Here is a 25,701-nt window from a genome sequence, read left to right as displayed (position 1 = left end):
GAGGTGCGCCATGGGGTCTGAGACAATCCGGCGCATGACGAGTGCGCAGGGCGGGGGCCTGCACCACAGCGTCCTCACGCGCATCGGGGCCGACCTGACGACCGGGCGCCTGGCCGCGGGTGACGTGTTCTCCATGGAGCAGATCGAGGCGCGATACGGCGTCTCGCGGACCGTGGTCCGCGAAGTGGTCAAGGTCCTCGAGTCGATCGGCGTCGCCAGCTCACGCCGCCGCGTGGGCGTGACGATCCAGCCGGAGTCCTCGTGGGAGGCGCTCAGCCCGGTGATCATCCACTGGCGCCTCGAGGGCCCCCAGCGCCTGGCCCAGCTGCGCGAGGTGAGCGAGCTGCGCCGCGGCGTCGAGCCGCAGGCCGCACGGCTCGCGGCCGAGCGCGCCACGCCCGAGCAGTCGCGTCGGCTCCAGGAGGCGGCGGTCGGCATGGCCGAGTCCGGGCCGAAGGGCGCCCTGCTCACCTACCTGCAGCACGACATCGACTTCCACCGCGCTCTCCTCGAGGCCTCGGGCAATGCGCTGCTGGCGGGCTTCGCCCCCTTCGTCGCCGAGGCCCTCACCGGCCGCACCGAGCACGACCTCATGCCGGAGATCCCCGAGCAGGGGGCCATCGACTGGCACGTCGAGGTGGCCGCCGCCATCGCCGAGGGCTACCCCGACCGCGCCGAGGAGGCGATGCGCCGCATCGTCACCGAGGCGCAGGCGGCGATGGACGAGATCGGGGCGGCCGGCGGCTGAGCCGGCGTCAGACCTGCTCGTCCCCGTCGACCGCGAACCAGCGGTCCTCCGCCGGCACGACGCCGTCGGGATAGGTCAGGGCCAGCTCGGCGAGGGTCGGCCGGGCCGGCTCACGGACCTCGTCGGGCAGCATCTCGGTGATCGCGTCGAAGATCCGCTCCATGTCGCGCGGCACCGACCGGTACTTCAGGTCCACCGGCTCGCCGAAGGTCACCGTGACCTCGGGCCGGCCCAGGAGGTTGGTCACCCGCGGGATCTTCGCGCTGCGGGGCCAGACCTTCTCCGTCCCGGTGATGGCGAAGGGGATGACCGGCACCTTGGTGAGGTGGGCCAGGCGGGCGGCCCCCGGGAAGCCGCGCATGCCCGGCTCGAAGAAGTGGATGCCGCGCGGGATCGTGCCCTCCGGCATCATCGCGACGAGCTCGCCGCCGTGGATGGCCCGCACCGCCGCCGCGAAGGCGTCCGGGCTGTCGGGGTCCTCGGCCCGACGGTCGACGCTGATGCCGCCACCGGCGCGGAAGATCGACCCCAGGCCCGGCACGTCGAAGAGCTCCTTCTTGCCGAGGAAACGCGCCGAGCGCGGGGTGCGGCGGAAGGCGACGGCCATGGCGACGAGGTCGAAGTAGGACCGGTGGTTGCCGACGAGGATCGCCGGCCCGTCGGTCGGGATGTTGTCGACGCCCCCCACGGTGAACTTCGCGTAGGGGAAGACCTCGGGCCGGGCGAGCAGGGCGATCGCCCGCTGCAGCTCCATGCCGATGACCGGCAGCTTCAGCACACCGGGCGAGGTGTCGAAGTGGAGCACCGGCCAGCGGGCCGCGACGGCGAGCGCCTGCAGCCGCGGGTCGGGGTTGACCGCACCGGGGTTGCCGACGGCCCGCAGGAGCGGGGCGTCGTAGATCGAGTCCGAGTAGGCGAAGGACGCGTCGAGGTCGACGCCCTCGGCCTCGGCCCACTCGCGCACGGCCGCGACCTTGCCCATCGACCACACGAAGTGCCCGTCGTTGCGCCCGGTGAAGCACCCGTCGTCGCCGACCTCGTAGCGGGTGGCGATGACGTGGTCGATGCCCAGCCGCGCGGCGAGGGGCCGCACGAGGTGCTCGGGCGTCGTCGTCGCGAGCACGACCGGGCGGCCGGCGGCGTGGTGCTCGTCGATGAGCATCCGGGCGAAGGGGCCGACCATCGGCTCGAGGACGTCGGCGGCGAGCTCGGCGGCCGCGTCGAAGGCGTCGCGGGTCTTGCCCCGCGCCACGAGCACCGCCTGGCGGGCCAGCGCGATCGAGCCGAGCGACTCGCCGAGGAGGTTGAAGTAGCCGAAGAGCAGGGCCTCCCCCGGCACGCGCGCCGAGACCACCCCCGTCTCGCGCATGGCAGCGGACAGCGCCGGACCCGAGGCCTTGGGCAGCAGGGTGCGGTCGAGATCGAAGAAGGCGGCGCCGGTCATGCTCGCGAGGCTATCGACGCGCGGGCCCGCGGTGAACACCTCGAAGGCCTAACGTGGGTCACATGAGCGACGACGCCCAGCAGACCCTGACCAGCGAGCAGGTCGCCGACCAGATCCCCCAGGGGTGGCGAGAGGTCGACGGCATGCTGCGCACCCGCCTGCGCACGCAGGGCTTCGAGGAGTCGCTCGCGCTGGTCAATGCGATCGCCAAGGCGGCCGAGGAGGCCGACCACCACCCCGACATCGACCTGCGGTGGGGCTGGGTCGGGCTGCGTCTGGTCAGCCATGACGTGGGCGGCCTCTCGCCCCGTGACATCGCGCTGGCCGGCGAGATCAGCCGGATCGCCGACGACCTGGGCGCGAGCGCCCAGCCCGAGGTGGGCGCCTCGATGACCATCGGGATCGACACCGCCGACGCCGACCGGATCCGCCCCTTCTGGATGGCCCTCACCGGTCACGAGCCGGCGAAGGGGGACCCCGACAGCCTCCCTTCGCCCGACGGTCAGCTGCCCGAGATCTGGTTCCAGGACAGCGAGGAGCGGTCGGGCCGCGGCCGGGTGCACCTCGACGTCTACGTCCCGCACGACGAAGCGCAGGCGCGGGTCGACGCCTGCGTCGCCGCCGGCGGCGAGCTGGTCACCGACGAGTTCGCCCCCGCGTGGTGGGTGCTGTCGGACGCCGACGGCAACCTCGCCTGCGTGTGCACCTGGCAGGCGCGCGCCTGACCCTCGGGGTCAGTGCTTGCCCTTGCCCTCGTAGGCCTTCGCGGCGGTCAGCGCACCCTTGACCCGGGCGGACTGGATGCCCGGGCCCAGCTTCTTCAGCTGGGCCGCGGTCAGCTGGGTGCCGGCGCGCATGGCGGCATCGGCCGCCGCCTTGGCCGAGCCGGTGTAGCTGCCCTCGGCCTTGCTGCCCCACATGACGAGCTGCTCGCCGCAGGCCTGCTGCGACTTGGGGTAGAAGGGCAGGGCGTCGAAGTTGCTCACCGACGGGGCCAGGCCCTGCCAGGTCTTGCCGTCCCAGCCGAGGACGAACCCGATCCGGGCGGTGTCCGGCAGCGCCGTGTCGAGCGCCCCCCACCACTTCGGGGCACCGGCGACGAGGGCCTTGCGGATCTTCTTCTCCTGGGTGAGGTCGCGCACGATGTCGGCATTGGCCTGACCGGCGAGCAGCGCCTTGCCGTCCTTGAAGCGCACGAGCATCGCCCAGGGGCCGAGCTCGTGCTGGAAGATCCAGTCGCCGTCCTCGGCGCGGGAGGACTCGGAGTTGTCGCTCGCCGCGAGCACCACGGCCGTGTAGGCCGCCCAGCGGCCGCGCATCGCGTCGGGAGAGTCGAGCTGCACCTGCCGCATGCCACCCTCCGACGACGCATCGCCCGAGCCCTCGGAGCCTGTGGACGACGAACCGCTCGCGGACGAGCCGGACCCGCCGTCGCCCTCGACGACGTGCGTCGACGACGGGTCGAGCTGGCTGGGCTCGTCGTCGGCGCAGCCGGCGACGGTCATGGTGCCGAGCGCGCCCATCGCGGTGAGCACGGTGCGTCGGGAGATCTGCTTCACTGGTTCCCCTCCTGAGGTCTCGCCACGACGATACGGGCCCGGGTCGCCGCCGGGCACGTTTGGCGGCGGCCGTGGGATGCTTGGCGACGATGGATGCGACGACCCGCCGATGCCTGGCCGCCCTCAGTCTGACGACCCTGCTCGCGGTCTCCGCCTGCGGCGACCAGGGCTCGACCCCTCCCGACGAGGCGAGCGACCCGGGCACCATCACCGTCACCAAGGACGCCGAGGCCGAGGCCCTTGACCGGCCCGAGCAGCAGCAGATCGACAAGGCCACCGCCCGCAAGGCGCTGCCGACCCGGGCCGACATGCCCAGCAAGGACTGGCTCGTCGACATCTCGCCGGCCAGCACCTACGAGCCGACCTACGACCCGGCGGAGTGCGCCGACGTCGAGCTCGCCGGGTCGGATGCGGAGAAGTTTCGCGACGAGCACCGCAAGGTCAACGAGAAGGCGCGCTTCAGCCGCGAGAAGGTCAACGGTGGCGGCATCATCGCGACCTACGTCGAGTCCTACGACGAGCCCTACCCCCACAGCATCTTCGACGACGCCGGCGCGGCGATCGCCTCGTGCGACGACTACACCGAGAGCAACAACGCCGGCCCCGACAACAGCTACTCGGCCAAGGCGATCTCCACGCCCCAGATCGGGGACCAGACCCTCGCCGTGCGCATCACCAGCCGCGACCACGACTTCTACGTCGACCGCATGTACGTGCGCAGCGGCCACAACCTCATCACCGTGATGACCCTGGGCTACGACAAGGACTACGACGGCAAGCTCATGCAGGACTACGCCCAGGGCATCCTCGACGACCTCGAGAAGGCCACGTCGTGATCACCCGGGCGGCCCCCTTCGGCATGCTCGCCGTGGCGGCCGCCGTGGCACTGGGCGCCTGCGGGGGGCCGGACCCCGCGCCCACCGACAGCTCCACCTCGTCCTCGCCGACCAGCGAGTCCTCCCCGACGTCGACCGTGACGGTGACGAGCACGCCCGAGCCCGAGACCCTCGACGCCCCTGAGCAGCAGGAGCTGACCCGCGCGCAGATCATCGCGGCCCTGCCCGCCGACGGCGAGGGCCCCGAGGGCTTCGAGCTGACCCGCAAGGACGTGGACGTCGCGGCCGACGGCACGAGCGACACGGATCCGCCGGCCTGCCTCGCGGCCATCTTCGGCACCCCGGAGGTCCGCTCCTGGACCACCAAGCACCGCACCGAGGGCTCGGGGGTGCGGCACGAGCACGGCGGCGGTGGCAACCCGACACCGAGCCTCGTCGTGTCGGTGTGGACGCACGACCGGCCCTACCCGACCCGCTTCCTCGACGACGCCGGCGCCGCGATGGCCCGGTGCGCCAGCTACGAGGACAACGGCACCGAGTGGCGCACCCACCACATCGCCAACCCCGTGATCGGCGACCGCTCCTTCGCCGTGCGACGCAGCAGCACCGCCATCAACCTGACCATCGACGACCTGTGGGTCCGCAGCGGTCACAACCTGATCAACGTACGACTGGTGTCCGGCCCCGGGCCGGACAGCTCCGACACCCTCGAGGAGCACGCGCAGGGCGTGCTCGACGACCTCACGAAGGCCACTTCATGACCCGACGCCTCGCCCCCTTCGCCACGCTGGCCGTCACGGCTGCCCTCGCCCTCTCCGCCTGCGGTGACGACGCACCGGTGGAGCCGACCGAGCCCACGACCGTGACCGTGACCAACACGCCGGAGGCCGAGGTCGCCGACGCCCCCGAGCAGCAGGAGCTCACCGCCAAGAAGCTCAAGGCGGCGCTGCCGACCCTCGAGGAGGCGCCCGCAGGCTTCGTCAAGCACCCCGACGGCTTCGACGCGGCGCTCAAGAGCAAGCGCACCACCGACCCCGAGACCTGCCTCGCCGCCTACTTCGACACCCCGGAGATCCGCGAGTGGCGCGACAAGCACGTCAGCGAGGGCGAGGGCGTGCGCTACGCGCAGAAGAACGGCGGCACGCCCACGCCGCAGCTGTCGGTGGCCATCTGGACCTTCGACGAGCCCTACCCCCAGCGCTTCTTCGACGAGGCCGGGGCATCGCTGGCCGAGTGCACGAAGTTCACCTCCCGCACCGCCCCCGACGCCAACGACATCGAGCAGACCGCGCAGCACATCGGCAGCCCGGTCATCGGTGACCAGACCTTCGCCGTGCGGATCGGCAACGAGGAGACCGACATCGCCGTCGACTACATCTGGGTGCGCAGCGGCCACAACCTCATCAGCGCCCGGATGATCACCGGCTTCCGCGCCAACAACGAGGAGCGCCTGGGCAAGTTCGTCACCGAGGCGCTCGAGGACCTGAAGTGAGGCCGTGGGCGGTGGCCCGGACGACCGCACGCGCGGCCGTCGGCACCGCCGCGCTGGCCCTCGTCGCCGGGTGCATCCCCTCGATCGGCGGCTCCGACGACCCGTCGACGAGCCAGCAGGTCGGGCGGACCCAGCTGGGCGAGGAGCAGCTGCGCTCGGCGCTGCCGACCGACGAGCAGACCCCCGAGGGGTTCACCGTCGACACCGCCACCGAGTCCGAGCCGCCGGACCCGGAGTCGACGACCTACCCGGCCGTGTGCGAGGACGTGCGGCTGAGCGGCAAGGTCGCCGACGAGCTCAAGGAGCACTCCACCGGCTCCGCCAAGAAGGACTACGTGGGCCCCGGCGGCCTCGGGGTGCTCAGCGTCGAGATCACCACCTACGACGAGGAGGTGCCCTCGACGCTCTTCGACAAGGCGGGCGAGGCGCTGGGTCAGTGCGACACCTTCCAGATCATCGACAAGTACGGCCCGAGCGACTGGAAGCTCAGCCCCGTCTCGCTCCAGCCGGTCGGTGACCGCACCTACGGCGTGCGGGTGGAGAACACCACCGAGGGCGACACCTTCCAGGGCGGCGTCGTGCAGGTCGCGACCGCGTCGTTGGGTCACAACCGCGTCCACGTCGTGCACAGCGCCGGTCCGGCGTCGAAGTACCACTCGGCTGCGGTCGAGACCCTGCTGAAGACGACGGTCGACAACCTCGAGTCGCTGTGAGGTCGCTGCGGGCGGCCGTGGTCGGCGGCGGGTGCGCCGTCGCCCTCGCCGCCTGCTCCCTGATCCCGGGCTCCGGGGGTGACGACACCGGATCGCCGACGGGCAGCGGCACGACGGCGACGTCCTCCGCCGACCCCTCGAGCGGGTCCGGCGACGACGTCGGCACGGTCACCGGCCCCGGCCGACCCATGGACGAAGGGGGTCTGCGCGCCGCCCTCCCTTCGGCCGGTGACGTCGGTGCGGGGTGGGTCGACGACGAGCGGCCGACCGTCAGCGAGGCCCAGGCGGGCGACGTCACCCCGAGCTCTTGCGCGCCGCTGCTGCAGAAGGGCCCCGGGTGGGACAAGGTGCAGCGCACCGAGCGCGCCCGCGTGCAGGCCAACTTCGCCCGCGCCGACAACCCGCCGCCTCCGGGCAGCGAGCGCCATCACCTCGGCATGTGGGTCTACTCCTTCGACGACCCCTACCCCTCGCGGCTCTTCGACGAGGCGGGCGAGCTCGTCGCCGAATGCCCGAGCTTCGACTTCCGGCAGGCCGACACCGGCAACACGAGCAGCTACGAGGTGGAGCCGCTCACCTTCCCGGCGCTCGGCGACCGCACCGTCGCCTTCCGGCTGAAGATCCAGCAGACCCTCGAGACGATGACGATGGACTTCGTCGTCGTCAAGGTCGGACACAACACCGTGAGCGTCGCCAACGGCGCCTACAACGGCACCCCCGACACCGGGGTGACCGAGCGGGCCGCGCGGTCGGTGCTGTCGGGCCTGGAGGAGTAGCCAGCCGGTCCGGGGCGAGCTGGCCCGGTCATCCCCGGGTCACGGCAGGCGCTGGGTGCCTAGAGTGGTCGCGTGACCATCCGAGTGGCCCTCGAGCACCGCACGTCCTACGAGTTCGCCGAACCCGTGCACGTCTACCCGCACACGATCCGCCTGCGGCCGGCGCCTCACTCCCGCACGCCGATCCCGAGCTACGCGCTGCGCATCGATCCGCCCGAGCACTTCCTCAACTGGCAGCAGGACCCCTTCGGCAACTGGCTGGCGCGGGTGGTCTTCCCCGACAAGGTCTCCCGGCTCGAGATCACCGTCGACCTGACGGCGGACATGACGGTCATCAACCCCTTCGACTTCTTCGTCGAGGACTGGGCGGCGACCTTCCCCTTCGCCTACCCGGAGCAGCTGCGCGAGGATCTCGCGCCCTATCTGCGGCCCGTCGACGACGGTGCGGAGGGCAGCGGCCCGGCCCCCGAGGTCAGCGCCTGGCTCGAGCAGGTGCTGCCCGGCCTGCTCACCGGGCCACGTGACGCGGAGGTCGGCGCCGGCACGCGGATCGTCGACTTCATCGTCGGGCTCAACCGCGCCGTGCGCGAGAGCGTCGACTACACGGTGCGTCTCGAGGCAGGCGTGCAGACCCCGCAGCACACCCTCGAGCGGGGCATCGGCTCCTGCCGCGACTCCGCCTGGCTGCTCGTCTCGGCGCTGCGGCAGCTCGGGCTGGCCGCGCGCTTCGTCTCCGGCTACCTCGTGCAGCTGACCTCCGACCTGAGCGCCGTCGGCGACGACAGCCTCAACGGACCGGCCGAGGACTTCACCGACCTGCACGCCTGGGCCGAGGTCTACGTCCCCGGCGCCGGGTGGATCGGGCTCGACGCCACCTCCGGCCTGCTCTGCGGCGAGGGGCACATCCCCCTGTCGTGCACCCCGCACCCCGCGTCGGCCGCGCCGATCAGCGGCGCGACCGCCCCGACGCAGGTGACCTTCGACTTCAGCAACACGGTGACCCGGTTTGCCGAGGACCCGCGCGTCACCCGCCCGGTCACCGACGAGCAGTGGGCGCGGATCACCGAGCTCGGCACTGCCGTCGACGACCTGCTGACCCGGGGCGACGTTCGCCTGACGATGGGTGGCGAGCCGACCTTCGTCGCGGCCGGCGGCACGAAGGACCCCCAGTGGCACACCGCGGCCGACGGGGAGGAGAAGCGCGAGCTCGCCATGTCGCTCGCCCGGCGCCTCTCGGGCCCCGGTACCCTGCGCCACCACGGCCAAGGCAAGTGGTACCCGGGCGAGCCGCTCCCCCGCTGGCAGATCGGCTTGAGCGAGCGCACCGACGGCGAACCGCTGTGGCGCGCCCAGGAGCTGCTCGACGACCCCTGGGGAGAGCCATGCGCGGACTCCGGCTCGCCGGAGGCGGCGAGCGCGGCCCGCGACCTCGCGCTCGGCATCGCCCGACGCCTGGGCATCCCGCCCGAGCAGCTCGTCGCCGCCGTCGAGGACCCCTTGCAGCAGGTCGTCACCGAGGCCCGACTGCCCCACGGCGACGGCCCCTCCGCGGGCGACGTCGCCCCCGACAGCGAGGACGCCTCCGACGCCGAGCACCGAGCGGCCGTCGTCGCGCGGGTCGACGAGCAGGTCGACCTCGACACCCCGGCCGCCTGGGTGCTGCCGGTCTTCCCCGCCCCCGACGGCGAGGGCTGGGCGACGACGACGTGGCGCACCCGCCGCGGCTTCCTCGCCCTCGTGCCCGGCGACTCGCCCGCCGGTCTGCGGCTGCCGTTGTCCTCGATCGCCTGGACGGAAGGCCCCGACCAGCCCGAGCGATCCCCCTTCGACCCGCGTGGAGCGCTGCCCGCCCTCGACCCGGCGACGCTGCCGGCCGGCGATGTCGCACCCGCCCGGGTGCTGCCGATCGACGAGTCGCCGCGCACTGCCCTGGCTGTGCAGCACCGCGACGGGCACCTCTTCGTCTTCCTGCCGCCGATGTCGCACCTCGAGGACGCCCTCGAGCTCGTCGGCGCCGTCGAGGGCGCCGCCGCCGAGACCGGCCACGCGGTCGTCCTCGAGGGCTACCCCCTTCCCGGCGACGACCGGGTCCGCACGATGTCGGTGACGCCCGACCCCGGCGTCATCGAGGTCAACGTCGCGCCGACGGCCTCGTGGGGCGAGCTCGTCGAGCAGACGGAGTCGCTCCACGAGCACGCCCGACAGATCCACCTCGCGACGGAAAAGTTCGACCTCGACGGCTCGCACACCGGCACCGGCGGCGGCAACCACCTCACCCTCGGCGGGCCCACCGCCGCCGACAGCCCGATGCTGCGTCGCCCCGACCTGCTGCGCTCGCTCGTCACCTACTGGCAGCACCACCCGGCGCTGAGCTACCTCTTCTCCGGGCGCTTCATCGGTCCGACGTCGCAGGCGCCGCGCGTCGACGAAGGGCGCGCCGACACGCTCTACGAGCTCGAGATCGCCTTCGCCCAGCTCGAGCACGTGATCGCGATGGAACACGACGCCTCCGCGATCACCGACCCGCTCGACGACGACCACCGGCCCAAGCGGGACACCCGCCCGTGGCTCGCGGACCGGCTGCTGCGCCACCTGCTCACCGACATCACGGGCAACACGCACCGGTCGGAGTTCTGCATCGACAAGCTCTTCGCGCCCGGCTCCGAGCGCGGGCGGCTCGGACTGCTCGAGATGCGCGGCTTCGAGATGCCGCCGCACCCGCGCATGGCGCTGCTGCAGGCGCTGCTCGTCCGGGCCCTCGTCGCCCGCTTCTGGGACGAGCCCTACACCGGTCCGCTCGTGCAGTGGGGCACCCGGCTGCACGACCGCTACCTGCTGCCCGCCTTCGTCGCCACCGACCTGCGCGACGTCATCGACGACGTCAACCGCTACCTGCAGCGGGTCGGCGCCGGCCGCATCGACCCGGCGTGGTTCGACGCCTTCCTCGAGTTCCGCTTCCCGCGGCTCGGCGACACGACGATCGGCGGTGTCGAGGTCGAGCTGCGGACCGCCATCGAGCCGTGGAACGTCCTGGGCGAGGAGGTCAGCCAGTTCGGCACCGCCCGCTACGTCGACAGCTCGGTGGAAAAGGTCCAGGTCCGCGCCGTCGGCCTCGTCGAGGGACGGCACGTCGTCACGTGCAACGGCGTGCCCGTGCCCATGGTCCCCGTCGCCGAGCAGGGCTGGGGCGGTCCCGTCGGGGCGAAGGGGAGCTCCGGCGCCTTCGTCGGTGGCGTCCGCTACCGGGCGTGGGCTCCCCCGTCGGCCCTGCACCCGACGATCGGGGTCCACGGTCCGCTCGTCTTCGACCTCGTCGACCGGTGGACCGGCCGCTCCCTCGGCGGGTTCACCTACCACGTGACCCACCCGGGCGGCGTCGCCTACGACACCTTTCCGGTCAACGCCGCGTCCGCCGAGTCGCGGCGGGCCGCGCGCTTCGTCACCGACGGCCACACCCCCGGGCCGGTCGACCTGTCGGCCCTGCCCGACCCGATGTCGGGCTTCGGTCCGGCCGTCACCGACTTCCCGGTGACGCTCGACCTCCGCCGCTTCCCCGGCACGGACCGTCAGCCGGGCACCGAGGACGAGTTCGCCACCCCGCCGACCGAGGCGGTCGACCCGGGCATGCCACCGGTCGACGGCGAGCCGGTCGTCGAGATCACGGCGGAGGGCCCGGTGCAGGAGACCGTGGGCGCTCCCGACGACCAGGCCTGAGCCCCGGGGAGCCCGCCGGCAGCCGGCGCCGATCTCCCCTTCGAACTCTGCAAAACCCTAGGGTCCTGCGGAGTGGGCCGGGGGGAACTTCGCAAGACCCTAGGGTTTTGCGAAGTTCGGGGGCCGGACGGCGTGGGGAGCGCTCCCCCTGCCGTCAGCGCGACGGATTCCCTAGGCTCCGACCATGAGTCCGGTGACGGCGAGGTCGAGGCGATGACCCAGGAGGCCTACTACTACCAGGCGGCCGACGGCGAGAGCTCGTTGTCGACCGACGAGCAGCACATCACCAACTACCTCGTGGCCCACGACGAGGCCGTCGCCGCCGGCGCGACCCCCGAGGAGGCCGACGCCGCCGGGCGCGCCGCGATCCGCGAGCTCTTCGAGAGCGGCTACTACTCCCCGTCGACGGGCGACGGCGACGAGACCTACATGGACTACTACGGCGAGCAGTGGGACGAGGACAACTCATGACCGACATCGCGACCATCTCGACGACGACGGACGAGCCGATGCTGGCGTCGGTCGTCACCGACGCCAGGACCCGTCTGCGTCCCGTGCCCGTGGCGGCGCTGCGCGGGTGGCGCCTGCTCGACGTCGTCTGGCGCGGCGCATCGCACCCGGCCCGGTGGTTCGTCGCCGTCGCCGACGACGGCCGCGTCGTCGTGCTGAGCGGCCATCCCGAGCGCTGGGCGCAGATCGACGGCACCCGGGTGGGCTCCGCCGACGAGGCGCTCGAGCTGGCGACCGCGCGGGCCGATGCCACCCGTGACATGGCGAAGGGGTGGCGGCTCCTGACCTCTGCCGATGACCTGCGCCTCCGCCCCGCCACCGGGGCGGACGCCCGGCGGCGGGTCGACGAGGCGAAGGAGCAGGTGCGCGCGCTCGTCGAGCCGCCTCGGGTCAGTGGTGAGGGGCCGTGGCAGGTGCGGCTGTGGTCGGTCACCGACGGCGACCTCGTGCTCCACGAGGTGGCCGTGGCGCCGGACGGCGCGGTGACCGAGCGGACCGGCGTCGAGCTCGCCGGCCTGCCGGTGCCGATCGCGCGCTGAACACCTCGATCCGCACGAATAGATTGCGCACAAATCAATTGCGTGCGATGCTTCAGAGGTGCAGACGGACCACCAGCTCGACCAGCAGATCTGCTTCGCCCTCTACTCGGCGTCGCGCTCGGCGACCGCGGCCTACCGCGAAGGCCTCGCCGAGATCGGGCTGACGTACACCCAATACGTCACCCTCCTCGCCCTGTGGGAGCGCGACGGCCGCACCGTCACCGAGCTCGGCGAGGCGCTGCACCTCGACAGCGGGACGCTCTCCCCCCTTCTCAAGCGCATGTCGGCGAGCGGGCTCGTCGAGCGCCGCCGCGAAGGGGAGGACGCCCGCCGCGTGACGATCCACCTGACCGACGCCGGCCGGGAGCTCGAGTCGCAGGTCGCGGCGATCCAGCGCCGCCTGTACGACGCCGTCGACATGGAGCCCGAGGATCTGGCGACCCTGCGTCGCCTGGCCCAGAGGTTCTGCGCATCCGTCGGCACCCCCACCCCCACCCCCACCCAAGGAGCATGACGATGAAGACTCTCTACACCGCAGAGGCCCTCGCCACCGGCGCCGGCCGCGACGGGCACGGCCGGACCAGTGACGGCCGCCTCGACCTCGACCTCGCGATCCCCCAGGAGATGGGCGGGTCGGGTGAGGGGACCAACCCCGAGCAGCTCTTCGCCGTCGGCTACGCCGCGTGCTTCCACTCGGCGCTGCAGGCCGTGGCCCGCGCCGGCAAGGTCGACGTCGCCGACTCCGCCGTCGGCTCGCGCGTACACATCGGCCCCAAGGAGGGCGGCGGCTACCAGCTGGCCGTCGAGCTCGAGGTCACCCTGCCGCACCTCGACACCGAGGCCGCCCAGCAGCTCGCCGACCAGGCCCACGAGGTCTGCCCCTACTCCAACGCGACCCGCGGCAACATCGACGTGACCGTCACGGTCGTCCAGGACTGAGGCCCATGACCCAGCTGCCCGCCTCCACCCGTCAGATCGTCCTGGCCTCGCGCCCGCAGGGCGCGCCGAGCGCCGACAACTTCCGCCTCGAGAGCGCCGACCTGCCGCCGCTCGGCGACGGGGAGGTCCTCGTGCGCAATGTCGTCATGTCGGTCGACCCCTACATGCGCGGTCGGATGAACGACGTGAAGTCCTACGTCGCCCCCTTCGAGATCGACGCCCCGCTCGACGGCGGCGCGGTCGGCGAGGTCATCGCCTCCCGCTCCGACGACGTCGCCGTGGGCCAGCACGTGCTGCACGGCCTCGGCTGGCGCGAGCACGCTGTGCTCCCGGCGAAGGCGGTCCGGGTCGTCGACACCGATGCCGCGCCCGCCTCGACCTATCTCGGCGTCCTCGGCCTCACCGGCCTGACGGCCTACGTCGGGCTGACCGCCGTGGCCGGCATGCGCGACGGAGACACCGTCTTCGTCTCCGGCGCCGCAGGTGCCGTCGGCCAGGCCGCCGGTCAGATCGCCAAGGCGCTCGGCGCCGGCCGGGTCGTCGGCTCGGCGGGCTCCGCCGACAAGGTCGCCCGCGTGGTCGAGCTGGGTTACGACGCGGCCTTCAGCTACCGCGACGGTCCCGTCGCCGAGGGGCTGGCCTCGGTCGCGCCCGACGGCATCGACGTCTACTTCGACAACGTCGGCGGCGAGCACCTCGAGGCCGCGATCGGCGCGCTGTCGACCTTCGGTCGGGTCGCGATGTGCGGGGCGATCTCGCAGTACAACTCGACCGAGCCGCCCGCCGCACCCCGCAACCTGGCCCTCGCCATCGGCAAGGGGCTGACCCTGCGCGGCTTCATCGTCGGTCAGTACCCCGAGCTCGTCGCCGAGTACCACTCCCGGGCGCCCCAGTGGCTCGCCGAGGGTCGACTGGTCGCCGACGAGACCTTCCGCGACGGTCTCGACGCCGCGCCGCAGGCCTTCATGGACCTGCTCGATGGTGCCAACACGGGCAAGATGCTTCTCCGCCTGTGATGGGCACCGCGATCATGTGGTTTCGCCGGGACCTGCGTCTGCGCGACCACCCCGCCCTGCGGGAGTCCGCCTCGCGGGGAGCTGTGCTCCCACTCTTCGTCATCGACCCGACGATGTGGGGGCCGGCCGGTGCGGCGAAGACCGCGTGGCTGGCCGCCACCCTGCGAGCACTTGACGCCTCCCTCGACGGTCGCCTTGTGATCCGGCTCGGCGACCCCGCCGAGGTCGTGCCGCGCGTCGCCCGCGAGGTCGGGGCCACGTCGGTCCACGTCAGCCGGGAGAACGAGCCCGGGGGCGTCGAGCGCGATCGTCGTGTCGTCGCCGCGCTGCGCGAGATCGGCGTCGAGGGTGTGGCCACCGGCTCGCCCTTTGCCGTCGACCCCGGCACGGTGCGGACGAAGGGAGGCACCCCCTTCAAGGTCTTCACCCCCTTCGCCACCGCGTGGCGCGAGCACGGCTGGGACGAGCCGACGAGTGCGCCGCGTGGGGTCGAGTGGATCGAGGCCGACACCGACGGCCGGGTCGAGGCGATGCTCGACAAGGCGGCCCGCGAGTGCCCGATCGACCTGCCGACCGCGGGCGAGGACGCCGCCCGGCGGCGCTGGGTGCGCTTCCGCGACGAGGCGCTGGCCGACTACGACCACGATCGCGACCTCCCGGCGGTCGAGGGGACCTCGCGCATGTCCGCCGACCTGCACCTCGGGGTCGTCCACCCCCGCCAGCTGCTGCACGACCTGCGCGGGGAGCGCGGCGCGGGTGCCGAGAGCTACCGCACGGAGCTCGCGTGGCGGGAGTTCTACGCCGACGTGCTGTGGGCCAACCCGCACTCCGCGTGGCAGGACCTGCGGGCACTCGCTCTGCGCTACGACGAACCACAGGACGCCATCGACGCGTGGCGAAAGGGCCGCACCGGCTACCCGATCATCGATGCCGGGATGCGCCAGCTGCTGAGCGAGGGCTGGATGCACAACCGGGTGCGCATGGCGACCGCCAGCTTCATCACCAAGGACCTGCACGTGTGGTGGCCGGTCGGCGCACGCCACTTCCTGGACCACCTCATCGACGGGGATCTCGCGTCCAACAATCACGGCTGGCAGTGGGCCGCCGGCACCGGCACGGACGCGTCCCCGTACTTCCGTGTCTTCAACCCCGTCACGCAGGGCAAGCGCTTCGACCCCGACGGTGCGTACGTGCGCCGGTGGGTGCCGGAGCTGGCCCATCTCGAGGGCGCCGCAGCGCACGAGCCGTGGAAGCACGACGACGGGTACGCGCACGACTACCCGGAGCGGATCGTCGACCACGCGGAGGAGCGGCTCGAGGCCCTGGCGCGCTACGACGAGGCGACCTGAGGCGAGCTGCTCGCCTTGTCGGGCATCACGCTGCCCCGACTGCGCTCGTCAGTCCGCGTCGACGCCTCGCTCGACGGTCGTCGTCACCCGCGTCAGGCTGGGTGACGCGGGCGTGGAGCTGAAGCCGAATCGTGGCGGCGGCGTGACCGGGGTGAGGCCGCCGATGGACTGGCCCGACCAGGTGCCGGACAGCGACGTCACCTGCCGCTGGTCGTGCGCCCCGTAGTACTCGCGCCGCCCACCGCCGGCGCTGCCGACGGTGCGCACCCCCGGAAGCAGCCGCCGCGCGATGGGGTCGGCGAGATGCGCGAAGGCGCGGCTGCGCCCCACCCGCTCGGGCACGGTTCGCAGGACCAGGCCGAGGGCCGTGCGCCCTCCCAGACCGATCGTGCACCGCAACGGGCCTGCGTCGAGGCGCCACACGTCATCGTCGACCTGCAGGGCAACCGGGCCGACCCGGACCTCGTCGAAGGAGTACGTGGCGGCGACGTACTGAGCGACCTCGTCGTCCGGCGCCAGCAGGACCCGACGGTCGTCAGGCGTCGCGACCATGACATCGGTGAAGGCCCCGAGGGGCGAGTCCCACCAGTCGCCGACCACCAGCCGCAGCCCGCTGCTGCTGCCCGCCCCGAGGATGCGCCCGTGGAAGCGCTCGAGGAGGGTGCGGGTCACGGCGTGCCGTCGTCACGGCCGGCGACCCGGGCGAGGGTCAGCGAGAAGTCGTCCGCCGCGTCGGTCCAGCTCGTCACCGGCTCGAAGCCGTGCTCGGTCAGCTCGTCACGGAGCAGGCCGAGGTCGAACTTGCGCGAGATCTCGGTCCGCAGGTGCTCCCCCTTCGCCAGGCGCCACGTGCGACCGATCCCGGTGAAGTCGGCCGTGATGTCACGCACCGCACGCAGCCGCATCTCGATGCGCGAGGCGCGGTCGTCCCACGCGGCCTCGTGGACGAGGTCGTCGCGGGACAGACCCGTGACCGGCGTGGTGCGGGTGATGACGTCGACGAGGTTGAGGTTGAAGCGCGCGGTCACGCCTGCCCCGTCGTCGTAGGCCGCGACGAGCCGGTCCGGGTCCTTGACGAGGTCGGCTCCGAGGAGCAGGTGGTCACCGGGGGCGAGGGCCGCGTGCACCATGTCGAGGAACCCGGAGCGCTCGTCCTCCTCGAAGTTGCCGATCGTGCCGCCGAGGAAGACGAGCAGACGTTCACCGGGCTCCCCCGACAGCGGTGGCAGGTGGTGGAAGTCGGCGACCGCCGGCTCGACGTTCAGGGCCGGGTAGTCCGTGCGCAGACGGTCGGCGGCCTCGAGCAGGACCTCCTTGCTGATGTCGAGCGGCGCGTAGAGCGCCGGCCGCCCCTGCGCGGTGAGGGCGTCGAGCAGCTCGCGGGTCTTGGTCGCCGTGCCCGCCCCCAGCTCGTGCAGGCTCCGCGCGGCGCTCAGCGCGATGATCTCGCCGCTGCGGTGGGTGAGGATCTCCTGCTCGGCACGCGTCGGGTAGTACTCGGGCAGGGTGGTGATCTCGTCGAAGAGGCGGGAGCCCCGCTCGTCGTAGAACCAGCGTGGCGGCAGGGTCGCCGGCTGCGACCAGAGGCCGGAGCGGAGGTCGGCCTCGAGCTCGGCGCGGCTCACCGGGCGAGTCGCAGTCCGGAGAAGGCCCACCGGGACGCGGCCGGGAAGAAGTTGCGGTAGGTCGTGCGCGGGTGGTCCGGCGGGGTCACCGCGGAGGCTCCCCGCAGGACGTGCTGGTCGTTCATGAACTTGCCGTTGTACTCGCCCACGGCGCCCGGGGCCGTCTCGAATCCCGGGTACGGCAGGTACGCGCTCGCCGTCCACTCCCAGACGTCGCCGAAGGTGACCTCGGCCGCCGGCCCGGGGTGGCAGCGCTCGGGGTCGAGCAGACCGCCGTGCGTCTGGTGACCGCTCACAGCGCGGGCCTCCCACTCCTGCTCGGTGGGCAGGCGGTGGCCCGCCCACCGGGCGAAGGCATCGGCCTCGAAGAAGGAGATGTGGCACACCGGCTCGGCGGCCACCACCGGACGGCGTCCCGACAGGGTGAAGGTCGTCCAGCCGTGGTCGTCGTCCCGGCGCCAGTAGCCGGGCGCGTCCCACCCCGTGGCCTGCAAGGTCGCCCACCCGTCGGAGAGCCACAGGTCGGGGCGGGCGTAGCCGCCGTCGTCGATGAACCGGACCCACTCGGCGTTGGTCACCTGGCGGGTGCCGACCTCGACGTCGTCGAGCCACACCCGGTGACGCGGGCGCTCGTTGTCGAAGGCGAAGCCGCTGCCGTCGTCTCCGATGTGCGTGACCCCACCGGGCACGTGCGTCCAGCGCTGCGGGAGGGGGTCGGCCGCGGGGTCGGGGTCGGGCGCCCGCTCGACGTAGACCGGCTGGAGGACATTGCCCGAGAGGAGGTGCTTGACGTCCATGAGGAGCAGCTCCTGGTGCTGCTCCTCGTGGTGGCAGCCGAGCTCGACGAGGTCGAGCAGCGCCTCGTCGAGGGTCCCGTCCTCGAGCCGGGCGACGAGCTGCTGCTCGACGTCCTGGCGGTAGGCCGCGACCTCGGCGACGCCCGGGCGGGTCACGTGTCCGCGCGCGGCGCGGGGGTGACGCTCCCCCACGGCCTCGTAGTAGCTGTTGAAGAGATAGCGGAAGGCGGGGTCGCGCGGTCGGTAGGCAGGATCGGCACCGAGGACGAACTCCTCGAAGAACCACGTGGTGTGGGCTCGGTGCCACTTCGTCGGGCTGGCCTCGGTCATCGACTGCGGCGTCTGGTCCTCGGGACCGAGGTCCCGGGTGAGCCGGTCGGTCCGTGCCCTGACGGCGAGGAACCGCTCGGTCAATGCGGCGAGGTCTGATCGGGGAGAGGTCGTGGTCATGCTGTCCTCCATGCGACGGAGGTTGACGACCACCGTCGGGCACCGGGGAAGTGGAGCTTCGGACGGGTTCGACGCTACACGCATCCCCCGACGAGCGCGCGTCGTGGCCCCGCGTGGGGGCGGCGCGACACGCCGGGGACGCGGCGTCGCTCAGAGGCTGACGGTGCCGGTGTCGCCGAGGTCGGGCCGCCCGTCGCTGACGAGTCCCTTGGCCATCTGGACGACCGTCGCCACGGTGCCGGGCGAGGTCCAGTAGCGCGCGGTGTCGGCCGTGACCGTGATCAGGGTGCTGTTCGGGTCATCAGGGCCGCCCTCCATGAAGGCACCGGCCGACGCGTCCCACAGCCGCCCGAGCAACTCCCGGTCGTCGTTGCGACGGGCCGTGCCGCTGACGCTCACCCAGCCGTCGTCCGTGGCATACGCGATGTTGACCTCGGGGTGGGCCGCGATCGCCCGCACCTTGTCGGTGTCGGCCTCAGTGATGAAGTGGATGGTGCCCGGGTCGTCGAGGTCCTGGTGCCCATCGGCACCGACACCAGACGTCCGTCCTCGACGTGGGTGAGGACGGCGATCCTCGTCTCCCGCATGATCGTGGCGACGGTCTCGATCTCGGTCTCGCTCATCGTGCGCTCCTTAGTGCTTTCGGGGCGGTCTTCGTCGGCTGACTACCCGCTCCACTCGTGTCGACACACGGGACCCGCGGATCTGAGGCACCCGACAGCGCACCTGACCGATGTCGGGGCCCACCTCGGGTGCTCCGTGCCGAGCCGGGGCGCCGCGACGCGCGGCGAGGCCGTCTCGCTCGCCCGGGACGCCGGCCTGATCGGCTGAGGCCTTGTCGCCCCCTTCGCCAGTTGGGAGGGTGGAGCCATGAGCGATCTCAAGAGCCTGGCCAGCGACCTCCTCCGCCTGCACCACACCGACGAGACCCTCGTCCTGCCCACGGTCTGGGACGTGTGGTCCGCGCGTGCGGTCGTCGACGCCGGCTTCCCCGCCCTGACCATCGGCAGCCACCCGCTCGCCGACTCGCGGGGGCAGCAGGACGGCGAGGGCATGACCCTCGACGACGCGCTCGACGGCATCCGTCGGATCTGCTCGGCCGTGCGCGTGCCGGTGAGCGCGGACGTCGAGTCCGGCTACGACACCCCGGCCGCCGAGCTCGTCGAGCGGGTCCTCGACGCCGGCGCGGTGGGCATCAACGTCGAGGACACCGTGCACTCGCAGGGCCGGGTGCGCGAGGTCGCCGAGCACGCCGACTACATCGGCGCGCTGCGCCAGGCCGCCGACGAGGCCGAGGTCGAGCTCGTCATCAACGCGCGCACCGACGCTCTGCTCCACGGCACCGACCGCTTCCCCGACCCGCTCGCGGAGGCCATCACCCGCATCCGCGCGTGCGAGGAGGCCGGCGCCCGCTGCGTCTACCCGGTGAAGATCCCCGACGCCGCCACCCTCGCCGCCCTCATGGAGGCGACCTCGCTGCCGCTCAACGTCACCGCCCACCCCGTCGACGGCGCCCCCGCCGGGTCGCTGCAGGAGCTGCGCGACGCGGGGGTGGGCCGGGTGACCTTCGGCCCGCTGCTGCAGAAGGCGCTGACGCAGTCGATCGCCGAGCTCACCGGTCCGTGGCTGGGCCGGGCCGGGCTGGCCGACCAGCCGGCCTGAGGTCCGGCACACTCGGGGCATGCGGCCCCTCCCCCAGCACTGGCAGCGCGCGAGCACCGAGGTCGAGCACGAGGGACGACGCTTCCCCCTGCGCATCTGGGGGTGGTCGGTGGAGTCCGCGGCCGACGCCGCGGTGCGCGCCCGGCACCGGCTCAGCGTCGCCGTCGAGCAGCTGACGCGCGGACGGCAGGGATTCGACTACTACCCCCGCTCGCCGCTGCGCGAGGAGGTGCTGCACGAGGTGCGCGCGGACGACGGCACCCTGCTCGGGGTCGTCACGCGCAACCGGATGGGCGTCGACGTGCTCAACACCGATGAGGTGCTCGTGGCAGACGTCGACCTGCCGGCTCCGCGGCGCAAGCTGTTTCGCACCGTGGAGCCCGACCCCGGGCCCGCGCTCGAGCGCATCGCCCGGTGGGCAGCGGCGCACCCCGACCTCGGGGTGCGCACGTACCGCACCGCCGCGGGCCTGCGGGTGATCATCACGGGCCTCCCGAGCGGGCCGCCCGATCTGGAGGTCCTCGTCGCGCTCGGCTCGGACGACCTCTACGTGCGCCTGTGCGGCCTGCACGAGACCTCCCGCGCGCGGCTGACGCCGAAGCCGTACCGGGTCGGTCTGCCCCGCATCCCCGTGGGGTGGCCCTACGTCGACGGCATGGACCGGGTCGCCGAGAACTGGCTGAGCAGGTACACCCGCGCCTGCTCCGGGCACGCTGTCTGCGAGCTGCTCTCGGTGACGGGCCCTCTCCCGGACCGAGCCCCTGGCGCGCTCGTCGACCTGCACGACCGGGTCACGCTCGCGTCCTCCGGACTGCCGCTCGCCTGAGCCGGCCGGGCACGAGACGCCTCACAACCAACGGCGCACGCTCGCGACGTAGTCGCCGTAGGTCGATCCGAAGCGGTCGCGCAGGGCCTCCTCCTCGAGCGGCACCTGGAAGGTGTCGATGACCCCGACGAAGCCGGCCACCGGCAGGACGGCGAGCAGGTCGCGGCGGTGGATCGCGTAGCCGGCGAGCAGCAGCGCGTCGCCGAGGTAGATCGGGTTGCGGGAGTAGCGGAAGACGCCCTGACGCACGACCTTGCTCGCGTCGGCCGGACGGGTCGGGTCCAAGGTCGTGCCCGCCGCGCGGATCTCCCGGATCCCGGCGGCGGCGACCCCCAGGCCGGCCGCCGCGACCGCCGCGCCGAGGAGCGACGTGACCGGTGAGGTGCTCGACCCGCGACTCAGCAGGCGTTGCGCTGCGAGCGAGGCCAGCCCGACGACGGGCGGCGAGCGCAGGATCGGGAGGGGCTCCATGCACCAACGGTAGTCGCGTCGCTCGCTCGAGGACAGGGGCACGCGGCAAGCGGCGCCCGTCGCGTGGTCGGTGGGTCAGCCGGAGTGACCCGCACCTGTCCCGGCGGCCCCGACGCGGTACCCAGTCGGGGTGAAGCCGAGCATCCTGCCGAACTCGCGTGTGAGGTGGGCGTGGTCGGCGTAACCGAGGTCCGCGGCGATCGTCGACAGGTCGGCTCCCGGCTCCTCACGGACGCGCTCGGCCGCCTCCTGCAGCCGACGGCGACGGATGATCTCCCCGGGGCCCATGCCAACGTGGGTGTTCGCCAGGCGCTGCACAGTGCGCACCGAGGTACCCAGACGAGCCGCGAGGTCGTCGACCCGCAGCAGCGCCGGGTCGCTGTCGGCCAGGTCGACGAGGCGCCCGGCCGGGACCGCGTCGGGGTCCGCGGCCACCGCCGCCCCCACCTGCGTGGCGAGCCAGACCTCGAGCAGCCGCGCTGCGGCGGTGTGCCGTTCGTCCGCGTCGCCCGGGCCGTCCATGACCCGGGTGACGTCCGCGTGGAGGCGGGTCGCCCCCTTCGTCTCGGTGTCGCGGTCCCGCAGCGTGCCCACGTCGCCGACGAGCGCATGGGCCGCCCCCGGACGCAGCAGGGCGCCCACGGCCCAGCCGCGCCCGGTGAGGTCGCGCCGCCAGGCCCGGGAGACCGGGCCGTACACCCGCACCGCATCGGCCTCGACGACGAGCTGGCACGCAGGGAAGGGCAGCGTCAGCGCCTCGTGCACCGCCCCCTCCGGCAGGTCCCACTCCGGCACCCAGAACCACCGCGCGAGGGGCTCTCCCTCCGCCGTCGGGAGGATCCGGGAGACCGGCGCCCGGGCGTCCGGACGCAGCTGGCCCTTGCGCGGGATCGCCTCGCTCACGGGCCGAGCGTAGGGGCACCCACGAGGTTGGCGCAGATCTTCAAGCGTCCCGCCCTCGGGCTGCCTAGCGTCGTGCCCATGGACACCACCACCGCAGCGACCGGCCAGCACACCGACCACGGCGTGCCGCACGGGTTCACCAGCCTGACCCCCTTCCACACCGTGCAGGACGCGCAGGGCGCGATCGCGTGGTACGAGCGGGTCTTCGGCGCGCGCACGGTCGACGTGACGCACATGCCGGACGGGAAGGGAGGGACGCTCGTCGCGCACGCGACGCTCGACTTCGGGCGGGGCCGGCTGCAGATCTCCGACCCGATGCCGGACTTCGGTCTCGTCGCACCCCACGAGGACGACGTCGTCTGCTCGTCGATCGCGCTCTACGTGCCCGACGTCGACGCCGTGGTCGCCGAGGCGCAGGCCGCGGGCGCGACGATCCGGGAGCCACTCGCCGACTTCGTCTCCGGCGACCGCTTCGCCTCGATCCGCGACCCGCACGGGCTGCGCTGGGCCGTCATGACCCGCGTCGAGGACCTGTCCGACGAGGAGTCGGCGGCGCGGGTGCGGGAGTGGGCGGCCGGGCAGGGGTGAGCCCGGCCGCCCCCGCGGTCAGCTCGGGCGACGCTTGGGCGCGTTGGCCTCGGTCAGGCCGGCGTCGCGCTCGACGTGCTCGCCGAGCACGGCGTCGATCTGGGACAGGACCTGCGGCTCGAGCGTCACGCCGGACGCGGCGACGTTTTCCTCCACCTGCTCCGGGCGGGACGCACCGATGATGGCCGCGGCGACGTTGGGGTTCTGCAGCACCCAGGCGACGGCGAGCTGGGCCATCGACAGGCCGACCTCGTCGGCGATCGGGCGCAGGCCCTGCACCGCGGTGAGCAGCGCGTCGTCCTGGACCCGGCCGGCGATCGACCCGCCGACCTCCTCGTGGCCGGCGCGGCTCCCTTCGGGCAGGGGCTGACCGGGCTGGTACTTGCCGGTGAGGACGCCCTGGGCGATCGGGCTCCACACGATCTGGGAGAGCCCGAGCTCCTCGCAGGTCGGGACGACCTCGCCCTCGATGACCCGCCAGATCATCGAGTACTGCGGCTGGCTGGAGATCAGGCGGATGCCGAGGTCGCTCGCCAGCCGGTGGCCCTCGCGGATCTGCTCGGCGGTCCACTCGCTGACGCCGATGTAGAGCGCCTTGCCCTGCCGGACGACGTCGGCGAAGGCCTGCATCGTCTCCTCGAGCGGCGTCTCGGTGTCGAAGCGGTGCGCCTGGTAGAGGTCGACGTAGTCGGTCTGCAGCCGGCGCAGCGACCCGTCGATGGACTCGCGGATGTGCTTGGCGGACAGGCCGGAGTCGTTGTGCCCGCCGGGGCCGGTCGGCCAGTAGACCTTGGTGAGGATCTCGAGCGACTCGCGCCGCTCGCCCTTGAGCGCCTCGCCGAGGACCGTCTCCGCTGCGGTGTTGGCGTAGACGTCGGCGGTGTCGAAGGTCGAGATGCCGTGGTCGAGCGCCGCCTGCACGCAGGCGGTCGCGGCGTCGGCCTCGACCTGCGAGCCGTGGGTGAGCCAGTTGCCGTAGGCGATCTCACTGATCTTCAGACCGCTCTTGCCGAGGTATCGGTACTCCATGCGGCTCACGCTACGCCCGGGTCAGGGCGTGACGTTGAGCCGCCCGAGCACGACGGCCGCCGTCCCCTCGTCGCCGGTGACCGTGACGTCGGCGTCCGCCGGGTCGACCCGACCGCCGGTGAGCCGCAGCCACGTGACGTCGTCCATCTCGAGGGTGACGTCACTCCCTTCGCTCGGGTCGAAGGGGGCAGCCCTCCCGTCGTCGCCCACCCGGGCTGCGAGCACCCGGCCCTGCGGCCCGGAGATGTCGGCCACGACCGCAGTGCCGGCCGGCAGCCGGCGCAGGAACATCGGGAAGATCTTCGTCATGAGGTCGGCGACGTGCGCGGCCCCGACACCGGTGGTCGTCAGGGGGCGACCGGTGGCGGAGCGGATGTCCTGCTCGTGGACCCACAGGTCGATGGGGCGGTTGCGCAGCAGGGTCGCCAGGTCCCAGCCGAGCGCACCGACGATGCCGGGAGCCGGCTGCGACGGATCGGTGAGGTCGAGCCCCGCGAAGACCTCACGGCGGCGAGCGCACGCCGTCTCGAACTCGTCGAGCAGCTCTGCGGCAGAACGCCCCCGGCGCGCCTCGACCCCGATGTGCGTGAGGTCGGTCGGCATCGGCTGGTTGGCCCTGGACTCGACGTCGATCGCACCCCCGACGGGCTGGGGCAGACCGGCCGCCTCGGACTCGAGGTGCGCCAGGTGGGCGAGGACGTCCTGGACGGTCCAGCCCGGCAGCGCCGGGCGGCCCCAGTCGTCGTCGCCGAGGTCCCGCAGGACGGCGAGGAGGTCCTGGGAGGCCTGCTCCCCACAGGTCGAGCGGCTCGAGTCGCGTCATGGGCTCACCCTAGGGGTGGGAGGATCGTGCCGTGACCACGAACCGACCGGACAGCTCCCCCCTTCGCGCCGTGCTGCTGGGGTGCGGTGACCTCGGCACCCGGGTCGGCACCGCCCTCCACGCGAAGGGGGTGGACGTCACCGGGGTGCGTCGCACGGTCACGGCCCTGCCGCCGCACATCCGGGGGGTGTCCGCGGACCTGGCGGCCGGGCCCGTGCCCGACCTGCCCGCCGACCTGCTCGTCATCACGATGACCCCGGACCGGCGCGACCCCGGCGGCTACCGCACGACCTATGTCGACGCGGTGCGGCACGGGCTCGAGGCGGTGCTGCGCGCGGGCACTCCCCGGCGGGCGGTGCTCGTGTCGTCGACGAGCGTCTACGAGGGGCTCGAGGGCGATCTCGACGAGACCACCGACGTTGCGCCGCAGTCGGATCGGCCGCGGATCCTGCTGGAGTCGGAGGCGCTCTTCCACGAGGCACTGCCTCACGGCACGGTGCTGCGGCTCAGTGGGCTCTACGGCCGGCCGGGCGGGCGACTCGTCCAGCGGGTGCGCGACGGGGAAAACCACGACCCCGGGCGCTGGACCAACCGAATCCACCGCGAGGACGCCGCCACCGCGATCACCCACCTGCTGACGATGCCCGAGATGCCGGCCGAGCTCTACGTGGGCACCGATGACGAGCCGGCGTCTGCGGGCGACGTGCGGGGCTTCGTCGCCGACGAGCTGGGCATCGCGCGACCGGCGCCGACCGGCGTGCAGACGCCGACCGGGCGGCGGATGCGCAACGCGCGCCTGCGGGCGGCGGGGGTCGAGCTGCGCTACCCGACCTATCGCGAGGGATACCGGGAGATGCTGCGCGCCGAGGGGTGACCGCGGCCCTCTCCGGGC

At 72.9% G+C, this 25,701-nt stretch carries 27 protein-coding genes and 1 pseudogene; 18 read left to right on the top strand and 10 right to left on the bottom strand.

Annotated features, from left to right (window positions below; translation table 11 throughout):
- Positions 1-34 precede the first annotated feature (34 nt).
- On the top strand, positions 35-748 hold the full coding sequence (locus H7A72_RS01020) for a FadR/GntR family transcriptional regulator (RefSeq protein WP_185221350.1): 714 nt from the start codon (positions 35-37) through the stop codon (positions 746-748).
- Between the two features lie 7 nt (positions 749-755).
- Here H7A72_RS01020 and H7A72_RS01015 read toward each other — a convergent pair whose 3' ends face one another.
- Positions 756-2,192 (bottom strand): HAD-IB family hydrolase, encoded by a 1,437-nt coding sequence (locus H7A72_RS01015; RefSeq protein WP_185221349.1) that lies wholly within the window; start codon positions 2,190-2,192, stop codon positions 756-758.
- Between the two features lie 62 nt (positions 2,193-2,254).
- Between H7A72_RS01015 and H7A72_RS01010 the strand changes: the two genes are divergently transcribed.
- The gene (locus H7A72_RS01010; protein ID WP_185221348.1) at positions 2,255-2,917 is read left to right on the top strand and encodes a 4a-hydroxytetrahydrobiopterin dehydratase; all 663 of its coding nucleotides are present in this window, start codon (positions 2,255-2,257) and stop codon (positions 2,915-2,917) included.
- Positions 2,918-2,926: 9 nt separating this feature from the next.
- Here the strand turns inward: H7A72_RS01010 and H7A72_RS01005 are convergent, their stop codons facing one another.
- Entirely contained in the window at positions 2,927-3,751 is an 825-nt protein-coding gene (locus tag H7A72_RS01005) for a hypothetical protein (RefSeq protein WP_185221347.1), read from the bottom strand.
- A gap of 89 nt (positions 3,752-3,840) precedes the next feature.
- Here H7A72_RS01005 and H7A72_RS01000 point away from each other — a divergent pair, with 89 nt between their 5' ends.
- The 12 genes from H7A72_RS01000 to H7A72_RS00945 all read left to right on the top strand — a co-directional run bounded on the left by H7A72_RS01000 (position 3,841) and on the right by H7A72_RS00945 (position 15,635).
- A complete protein-coding gene (locus H7A72_RS01000) occupies positions 3,841-4,587 on the top strand; it encodes a hypothetical protein (RefSeq protein WP_185221346.1) in 747 nt (248 codons plus the stop codon).
- The gene (locus H7A72_RS00995; RefSeq protein ID WP_185221345.1) at positions 4,584-5,348 is read left to right on the top strand and encodes a hypothetical protein; all 765 of its coding nucleotides are present in this window, start codon (positions 4,584-4,586) and stop codon (positions 5,346-5,348) included. Before H7A72_RS01000 ends, H7A72_RS00995 begins: the two co-directional genes overlap by 4 nt.
- A complete protein-coding gene (locus H7A72_RS00990) occupies positions 5,345-6,079 on the top strand; it encodes a hypothetical protein (RefSeq protein ID WP_185221344.1) in 735 nt (244 codons plus the stop codon). Before H7A72_RS00995 ends, H7A72_RS00990 begins: the two co-directional genes overlap by 4 nt.
- A gap of 11 nt (positions 6,080-6,090) precedes the next feature.
- Positions 6,091-6,792 (top strand): hypothetical protein, encoded by a 702-nt coding sequence (locus H7A72_RS00985; protein WP_185221343.1) that lies wholly within the window; start codon positions 6,091-6,093, stop codon positions 6,790-6,792.
- Positions 6,789-7,568 (top strand): hypothetical protein, encoded by a 780-nt coding sequence (locus H7A72_RS00980; RefSeq protein WP_185221342.1) that lies wholly within the window; start codon positions 6,789-6,791, stop codon positions 7,566-7,568. The genes H7A72_RS00985 and H7A72_RS00980 overlap by 4 nt, the downstream gene beginning before the upstream one ends.
- 72 nt (positions 7,569-7,640) lie before the next feature.
- Positions 7,641-11,282, top strand: coding sequence for a DUF2126 domain-containing protein (locus tag H7A72_RS00975; RefSeq protein WP_185221341.1), 3,642 nt, complete (start codon positions 7,641-7,643; stop codon positions 11,280-11,282).
- A gap of 213 nt (positions 11,283-11,495) precedes the next feature.
- Positions 11,496-11,753 (top strand): hypothetical protein, encoded by a 258-nt coding sequence (locus H7A72_RS00970; RefSeq protein ID WP_185221340.1) that lies wholly within the window; start codon positions 11,496-11,498, stop codon positions 11,751-11,753.
- Entirely contained in the window at positions 11,750-12,331 is a 582-nt protein-coding gene (locus H7A72_RS00965) for a hypothetical protein (protein ID WP_185221339.1), read from the top strand. Before H7A72_RS00970 ends, H7A72_RS00965 begins: the two co-directional genes overlap by 4 nt.
- Before the next feature lie 58 nt (positions 12,332-12,389).
- Positions 12,390-12,845, top strand: a complete 456-nt coding sequence (locus H7A72_RS00960; protein ID WP_185221338.1) for a MarR family winged helix-turn-helix transcriptional regulator — start codon at positions 12,390-12,392, stop codon at positions 12,843-12,845.
- 2 nt (positions 12,846-12,847) lie between these two features.
- Positions 12,848-13,270: an organic hydroperoxide resistance protein gene (locus tag H7A72_RS00955; protein WP_185221337.1), complete on the top strand. Its 423-nt coding sequence runs from the start codon at positions 12,848-12,850 to the stop codon at positions 13,268-13,270.
- Positions 13,271-13,275: 5 nt separating this feature from the next.
- Entirely contained in the window at positions 13,276-14,286 is a 1,011-nt protein-coding gene (locus H7A72_RS00950; protein WP_185221336.1) for an NADP-dependent oxidoreductase, read from the top strand.
- Entirely contained in the window at positions 14,286-15,635 is a 1,350-nt protein-coding gene (locus H7A72_RS00945) for a deoxyribodipyrimidine photo-lyase (RefSeq protein ID WP_185221335.1), read from the top strand. Before H7A72_RS00950 ends, H7A72_RS00945 begins: the two co-directional genes overlap by 1 nt.
- A gap of 48 nt (positions 15,636-15,683) precedes the next feature.
- On the opposite strand, the gene H7A72_RS00940 is transcribed toward H7A72_RS00945, so the two are convergent.
- The 4 genes from H7A72_RS00940 to H7A72_RS00925 form a co-directional block, all read right to left on the bottom strand.
- The gene (locus tag H7A72_RS00940) at positions 15,684-16,307 is read right to left on the bottom strand and encodes a hypothetical protein (RefSeq protein WP_185221334.1); all 624 of its coding nucleotides are present in this window, start codon (positions 16,305-16,307) and stop codon (positions 15,684-15,686) included.
- Positions 16,304-17,260, bottom strand: a complete 957-nt coding sequence (gene egtD, locus H7A72_RS00935; RefSeq protein ID WP_185221333.1) for an L-histidine N(alpha)-methyltransferase — start codon at positions 17,258-17,260, stop codon at positions 16,304-16,306. The genes H7A72_RS00940 and egtD overlap by 4 nt, the downstream gene beginning before the upstream one ends.
- Positions 17,257-18,507, bottom strand: a complete 1,251-nt coding sequence (gene egtB / locus H7A72_RS00930) for an ergothioneine biosynthesis protein EgtB (RefSeq protein WP_223277720.1) — start codon at positions 18,505-18,507, stop codon at positions 17,257-17,259. The genes egtD and egtB overlap by 4 nt, the downstream gene beginning before the upstream one ends.
- 150 nt (positions 18,508-18,657) lie before the next feature.
- Positions 18,658-18,966: a pyridoxamine 5'-phosphate oxidase family protein gene (locus H7A72_RS00925; RefSeq protein WP_255494270.1), complete on the bottom strand. Its 309-nt coding sequence runs from the start codon at positions 18,964-18,966 to the stop codon at positions 18,658-18,660.
- 411 nt (positions 18,967-19,377) lie between these two features.
- On the opposite strand from H7A72_RS00925, the gene H7A72_RS00920 reads away from it, so the two are divergent.
- Both H7A72_RS00920 and H7A72_RS00915 read left to right on the top strand, forming a co-directional pair.
- Positions 19,378-20,169, top strand: coding sequence for an isocitrate lyase/phosphoenolpyruvate mutase family protein (locus H7A72_RS00920; RefSeq protein ID WP_185221331.1), 792 nt, complete (start codon positions 19,378-19,380; stop codon positions 20,167-20,169).
- 19 nt (positions 20,170-20,188) lie between these two features.
- Positions 20,189-20,995 (top strand): hypothetical protein, encoded by an 807-nt coding sequence (locus tag H7A72_RS00915; protein ID WP_185221330.1) that lies wholly within the window; start codon positions 20,189-20,191, stop codon positions 20,993-20,995.
- Between the two features lie 21 nt (positions 20,996-21,016).
- Here H7A72_RS00915 and H7A72_RS00910 read toward each other — a convergent pair whose 3' ends face one another.
- Entirely contained in the window at positions 21,017-21,466 is a 450-nt protein-coding gene (locus H7A72_RS00910; RefSeq protein WP_185221329.1) for an isoprenylcysteine carboxylmethyltransferase family protein, read from the bottom strand.
- A 75-nt stretch (positions 21,467-21,541) separates the two neighbouring features.
- A complete protein-coding gene (locus H7A72_RS00905) occupies positions 21,542-22,369 on the bottom strand; it encodes an AraC family transcriptional regulator (RefSeq protein WP_223277719.1) in 828 nt (275 codons plus the stop codon).
- 78 nt (positions 22,370-22,447) lie between these two features.
- Here H7A72_RS00905 and H7A72_RS00900 point away from each other — a divergent pair, with 78 nt between their 5' ends.
- On the top strand, positions 22,448-22,957 hold the full coding sequence (locus H7A72_RS00900) for a glyoxalase/bleomycin resistance/extradiol dioxygenase family protein (protein WP_114204390.1): 510 nt from the start codon (positions 22,448-22,450) through the stop codon (positions 22,955-22,957).
- Between the two features lie 18 nt (positions 22,958-22,975).
- Here the strand turns inward: H7A72_RS00900 and H7A72_RS00895 are convergent, their stop codons facing one another.
- Together H7A72_RS00895 and H7A72_RS00890 are read right to left on the bottom strand one after the other, a co-directional pair.
- On the bottom strand, positions 22,976-23,986 hold the full coding sequence (locus tag H7A72_RS00895) for an aldo/keto reductase family protein (protein WP_185221328.1): 1,011 nt from the start codon (positions 23,984-23,986) through the stop codon (positions 22,976-22,978).
- 21 nt (positions 23,987-24,007) lie between these two features.
- Positions 24,008-24,766, bottom strand: a pseudogene (locus tag H7A72_RS00890) (maleylpyruvate isomerase family mycothiol-dependent enzyme); the annotation flags it as partial.
- Positions 24,767-24,840: 74 nt separating this feature from the next.
- On the opposite strand from H7A72_RS00890, the gene H7A72_RS00885 reads away from it, so the two are divergent.
- Complete coding sequence (locus H7A72_RS00885; protein WP_185221327.1) at positions 24,841-25,683, top strand: SDR family NAD(P)-dependent oxidoreductase; 843 nt, start codon at positions 24,841-24,843, stop codon at positions 25,681-25,683.
- The last annotated feature ends 18 nt before the right edge of the window (positions 25,684-25,701 follow it).

This window comes from Janibacter sp. YB324 (assembly GCF_014217915.1).
In the GTDB taxonomy this organism is placed as follows: Bacteria; Actinomycetota; Actinomycetes; order Actinomycetales; family Dermatophilaceae; genus Janibacter; species Janibacter indicus.
The sequence above is the reverse complement of the archived record's forward strand: the minus strand, read 5'-3'. Positions and strand labels throughout refer to the sequence as shown.

Coding starts and splice junctions, on each gene's coding strand:
- H7A72_RS00910 (WP_185221329.1), bottom strand. CDS start 21,466: ATGGAGCCCCTCCCGATCCTGCGCTCGCCGCCCGTCGTCGGGCTGGCC.
- H7A72_RS00990 (WP_185221344.1), top strand. CDS start 5,345: ATGACCCGACGCCTCGCCCCCTTCGCCACGCTGGCCGTCACGGCTGCC.
- H7A72_RS00970 (WP_185221340.1), top strand. CDS start 11,496: ATGACCCAGGAGGCCTACTACTACCAGGCGGCCGACGGCGAGAGCTCG.
- H7A72_RS01000 (WP_185221346.1), top strand. CDS start 3,841: ATGGATGCGACGACCCGCCGATGCCTGGCCGCCCTCAGTCTGACGACC.
- H7A72_RS00920 (WP_185221331.1), top strand. CDS start 19,378: ATGAGCGATCTCAAGAGCCTGGCCAGCGACCTCCTCCGCCTGCACCAC.
- H7A72_RS01010 (WP_185221348.1), top strand. CDS start 2,255: ATGAGCGACGACGCCCAGCAGACCCTGACCAGCGAGCAGGTCGCCGAC.
- H7A72_RS00895 (WP_185221328.1), bottom strand. CDS start 23,986: ATGGAGTACCGATACCTCGGCAAGAGCGGTCTGAAGATCAGTGAGATC.
- H7A72_RS00915 (WP_185221330.1), top strand. CDS start 20,189: ATGCGGCCCCTCCCCCAGCACTGGCAGCGCGCGAGCACCGAGGTCGAG.
- H7A72_RS00900 (WP_114204390.1), top strand. CDS start 22,448: ATGGACACCACCACCGCAGCGACCGGCCAGCACACCGACCACGGCGTG.
- H7A72_RS00955 (WP_185221337.1), top strand. CDS start 12,848: ATGAAGACTCTCTACACCGCAGAGGCCCTCGCCACCGGCGCCGGCCGC.
- H7A72_RS00945 (WP_185221335.1), top strand. CDS start 14,286: ATGGGCACCGCGATCATGTGGTTTCGCCGGGACCTGCGTCTGCGCGAC.
- egtB (WP_223277720.1), bottom strand. CDS start 18,507: ATGACCACGACCTCTCCCCGATCAGACCTCGCCGCATTGACCGAGCGG.
- H7A72_RS01020 (WP_185221350.1), top strand. CDS start 35: ATGACGAGTGCGCAGGGCGGGGGCCTGCACCACAGCGTCCTCACGCGC.
- H7A72_RS00950 (WP_185221336.1), top strand. CDS start 13,276: ATGACCCAGCTGCCCGCCTCCACCCGTCAGATCGTCCTGGCCTCGCGC.
- H7A72_RS01015 (WP_185221349.1), bottom strand. CDS start 2,192: ATGACCGGCGCCGCCTTCTTCGATCTCGACCGCACCCTGCTGCCCAAG.
- H7A72_RS00965 (WP_185221339.1), top strand. CDS start 11,750: ATGACCGACATCGCGACCATCTCGACGACGACGGACGAGCCGATGCTG.